Below are 2,548 nucleotides of genomic sequence, written 5' to 3'. Positions count from 1 at the left end.
CGATCTCTTCTACGCGCTCCTGGCCGCCCTGGGGGCAGCGGCCCTCGTGGGGCGGCCCGGGGTCCGAATCCCCCTCTGGCTCCTGGGCTCCGGGATGCTCGCCTACCTGGGCGGCTCCGGCCTCCTCCAGAGCCTGCGACGGCCGGTCCTGCTGGGGAGCGAGCCAGCGACGGGGACCGCCTGGGGCGCGTTTCTCGGGGCCCTGGTAGCCACCCTCGGGAACCCGATGACCGTGGCGTCCTGGGCCGCGGTCTTCGGCGGGCTCTACGCGGGGATGCTCGAGGCGGTGACGCCGGGGCTCGTCCTCGGTCTGGTGGCGGGAGTGGCGTCCGGGACGTTGACCTGGTTCACGGCCCTGGCGGCCGCCCTCCAGGCCGGGCGGAGGCTGGTGACGCCGGCGGCCCTGCGGGGGGTCTCGGTCGCCTCCAGCATCATCCTGCTCGGGTTCGCCGCGTACTTTGGCTGCCAGGCCTTCCGCAGTCTGACTGGATAGTTCTCTCCGCCACCCGCGGCACTAATACAAACGAGGTAAATTGTGTGACACAGAGTCCGGGTGGCGCCGGATGCCGCCCGACGGCCCCCGTAGCGGAGGGGGGGGCCATCGGCTCTGGGCCGATGGGGGGAACCACGGGAGGGTTCCCCACAGGGGCCGGGGGCCGGGGCGGCGCCGGCGCCAGGACCCGGACTTTGTCACTTTCGTTTTGTCGTTTGTATTAGAAGGTTGGGCCCCAGCCGCGCTCCTCCACGGCAGCAAAGATATCGGTATCGCTCACGATGCCCAGGATCTCGGTCCCCTGGGCCACGAGGACCCGCCGGATCTCCTTCTCCATCATCAGGGCCGAGCACTCCCGGAGCGTCGTGGTCCGGGGGAGGGTGATCACGGGACTCGACATCAAGTCCGCCACGCGCAGCTGACCCGGATCCTTGCCGGGCGCGACCACCTTCGAGAGGACGTCCCGCTTGGTCATGATGCCGTAGGGGCCGCCGGGAGTCTGGGGCTCCACCAGAATGCTGGAGATCCCCCGCTCGTGCATCCGGTGGATCGCCTCGGCCACCGTGGCCGTGGCCGCGATGCGCACCACGGGCTTCTTCATCACGCTCTCCACCGTGTACATCCCGGTCCCCCCGGCCCCGCCCGGGCCGCCCTAGGGTTTCCCGCGGGTCGCCTCCAGGACGCCCTGGGCCGCCTCGAGCGCCTTCTGTTGCACCTGCTGCAGAAGCCCCTGCACCTCCGCCCAGCGCTCGGTCATCACCGTGACCACCCGGACCGCCTCCTCTAGGAGGGCGACCGCCTCTTCCGGTGGAGCGCCGTGGGTCTTCAGGGCGTCGGCCCGCGTCACCAGCGTCTCCACCTGGTCCTCGAAATCGGTCACGGCGATCCCGAACACCTTCAGGAGCTTCCGGGTCGCGTCGGACGCCACGCCTCCCTCCCCGTCACTGGCCGGCCTGGCCGGGCCGGAACATGGAGGCCAGAAGACCCCGCAGGAGGGTGGCCCGCTCCTTCAGCGTCCGGAGATACTCGAGGCGCTCCTGGATCTCGCGCTCCGTCGCCTCCGCCTCGTTCAGGAATCCGGCGAAGGCCTCCTCCCCCTCCCGATAGAGCTGAGCCTGCAGGCGGGCGATCCGGTCAAGGAGGTCCTGGGCCGGGATGGCGTGATCGTCCGCCATGGACCGTACCTCCTGGTGAAACCGCTCGATGAGCGCCAAAGGAGCCCCCGCCAGTGTTTCCAGTCGCTCCATGTCTCTCTCCTCCCCTCTCCCATCCCCGGACCTCGGCCACCGTGCTCTGTACGACGCCACACCTCCTAGCGGTCTGTTCCCTGGTCCGGGTCCCCTGGACCCTCTCCAGGGCCCTTCCGGGCCGGCTTCTCCCGCTCCTCGTCCTCGTCCCCCGCCAGGAACCAGCAGGTCTGGCAGACCGGCCCCTGCACCGGGTCTTCGTAGATGACGTTCCGAGTGCCGCCGCAGAACGCGCACCGCTTCTCGGTCACGCGCCCCCGCCCTTCTCGGCAGGCCGCAGCCCCTTCCCGCAGTGGGGACAGAAGACGGCCTCAGCGGCGTGCGGCTTGCCGCAGCCGGGACAGAAGGGCCCGGCGGCGCTCGGGGTCTCCTCCCGCGGCAACTCCTCCTTGGTCTCCACCGCCCCCTTGAACCCCCGGATGGCCTTCCCGAGGGAGCTCCCGATTTCGGGCAGCTTGGACGCCCCGAAGACCAGGAGGGCGATCACGAGCACGACCATCAGCTCGGGCATCCCCAGGCCGAACATGACACCTCCTCAGCCGGCGCGACCCGGCGGCCCCATTATACCCCGGGCCGCGGCCATGGGCACGCGCCCCGTGCCGGCCAGCGGGAGCGAGACTTCGACGGGTCGGGCAGCGGGGTCTGCTTATCATGAAGATGTCGGGATGCGCAAGGGCGGCGCCCTTTTCTTTGACAGCCGCCGCGGCCTCGGGGATAATCCCTCCACCCGCAACACCCCAGGAGGTGCCCCGTGACAGGCAAGGCCGCCGTCTTCACCGAGGTGAACCAGCCGTTCCAGTTCCGGGAG

Annotated in this window: 6 protein-coding genes and 1 pseudogene; 1 reads left to right on the top strand and 6 read right to left on the bottom strand. The window is 70.3% G+C overall.

The window, feature by feature from the left end; genetic code table 11:
* On the top strand, nucleotides 1–493 hold a 493-nt coding region (locus VGT06_05915), incomplete at its 5' end, for a LysE family transporter (GenBank protein HEV8662657.1).
* 220 nt (nucleotides 494–713) lie between these two features.
* Here VGT06_05915 and VGT06_05910 read toward each other — a convergent pair.
* The 6 genes and pseudogenes from VGT06_05910 to VGT06_05885 form a co-directional block, all read right to left on the bottom strand.
* Complete coding sequence (locus VGT06_05910; GenBank protein ID HEV8662656.1) at nucleotides 714–1,115, bottom strand: CBS domain-containing protein; 402 nt, start codon at nucleotides 1,113–1,115, stop codon at nucleotides 714–716.
* Nucleotides 1,116–1,145: 30 nt separating this feature from the next.
* Nucleotides 1,146–1,421, bottom strand: coding sequence for a hypothetical protein (locus VGT06_05905; GenBank protein ID HEV8662655.1), 276 nt, complete (start codon nucleotides 1,419–1,421; stop codon nucleotides 1,146–1,148).
* A 13-nt stretch (nucleotides 1,422–1,434) separates the two neighbouring features.
* Nucleotides 1,435–1,740: a hypothetical protein gene (locus VGT06_05900; GenBank protein HEV8662654.1), complete on the bottom strand. Its 306-nt coding sequence runs from the start codon at nucleotides 1,738–1,740 to the stop codon at nucleotides 1,435–1,437.
* Between the two features lie 65 nt (nucleotides 1,741–1,805).
* A complete protein-coding gene (locus VGT06_05895) occupies nucleotides 1,806–1,991 on the bottom strand; it encodes a hypothetical protein (protein HEV8662653.1) in 186 nt (61 codons plus the stop codon).
* Entirely contained in the window at nucleotides 1,988–2,140 is a 153-nt protein-coding gene (locus VGT06_05890) for a zinc-ribbon domain-containing protein (GenBank protein ID HEV8662652.1), read from the bottom strand. The genes VGT06_05895 and VGT06_05890 overlap by 4 nt, the downstream gene beginning before the upstream one ends.
* Nucleotides 2,120–2,266 (bottom strand): annotated as a pseudogene (locus VGT06_05885) (twin-arginine translocase TatA/TatE family subunit). Before VGT06_05885 ends, VGT06_05890 begins: the two are co-directional and overlap by 21 nt.
* Nucleotides 2,267–2,548 lie beyond the last annotated feature (282 nt).

It is taken from the genome of Candidatus Methylomirabilis sp., assembly GCA_036000645.1.
In the GTDB taxonomy this organism is placed as follows: domain Bacteria; phylum Methylomirabilota; class Methylomirabilia; order Methylomirabilales; family JACPAU01; genus JACPAU01.
This window is presented reverse-complemented; position numbering and strand designations above follow the sequence as displayed.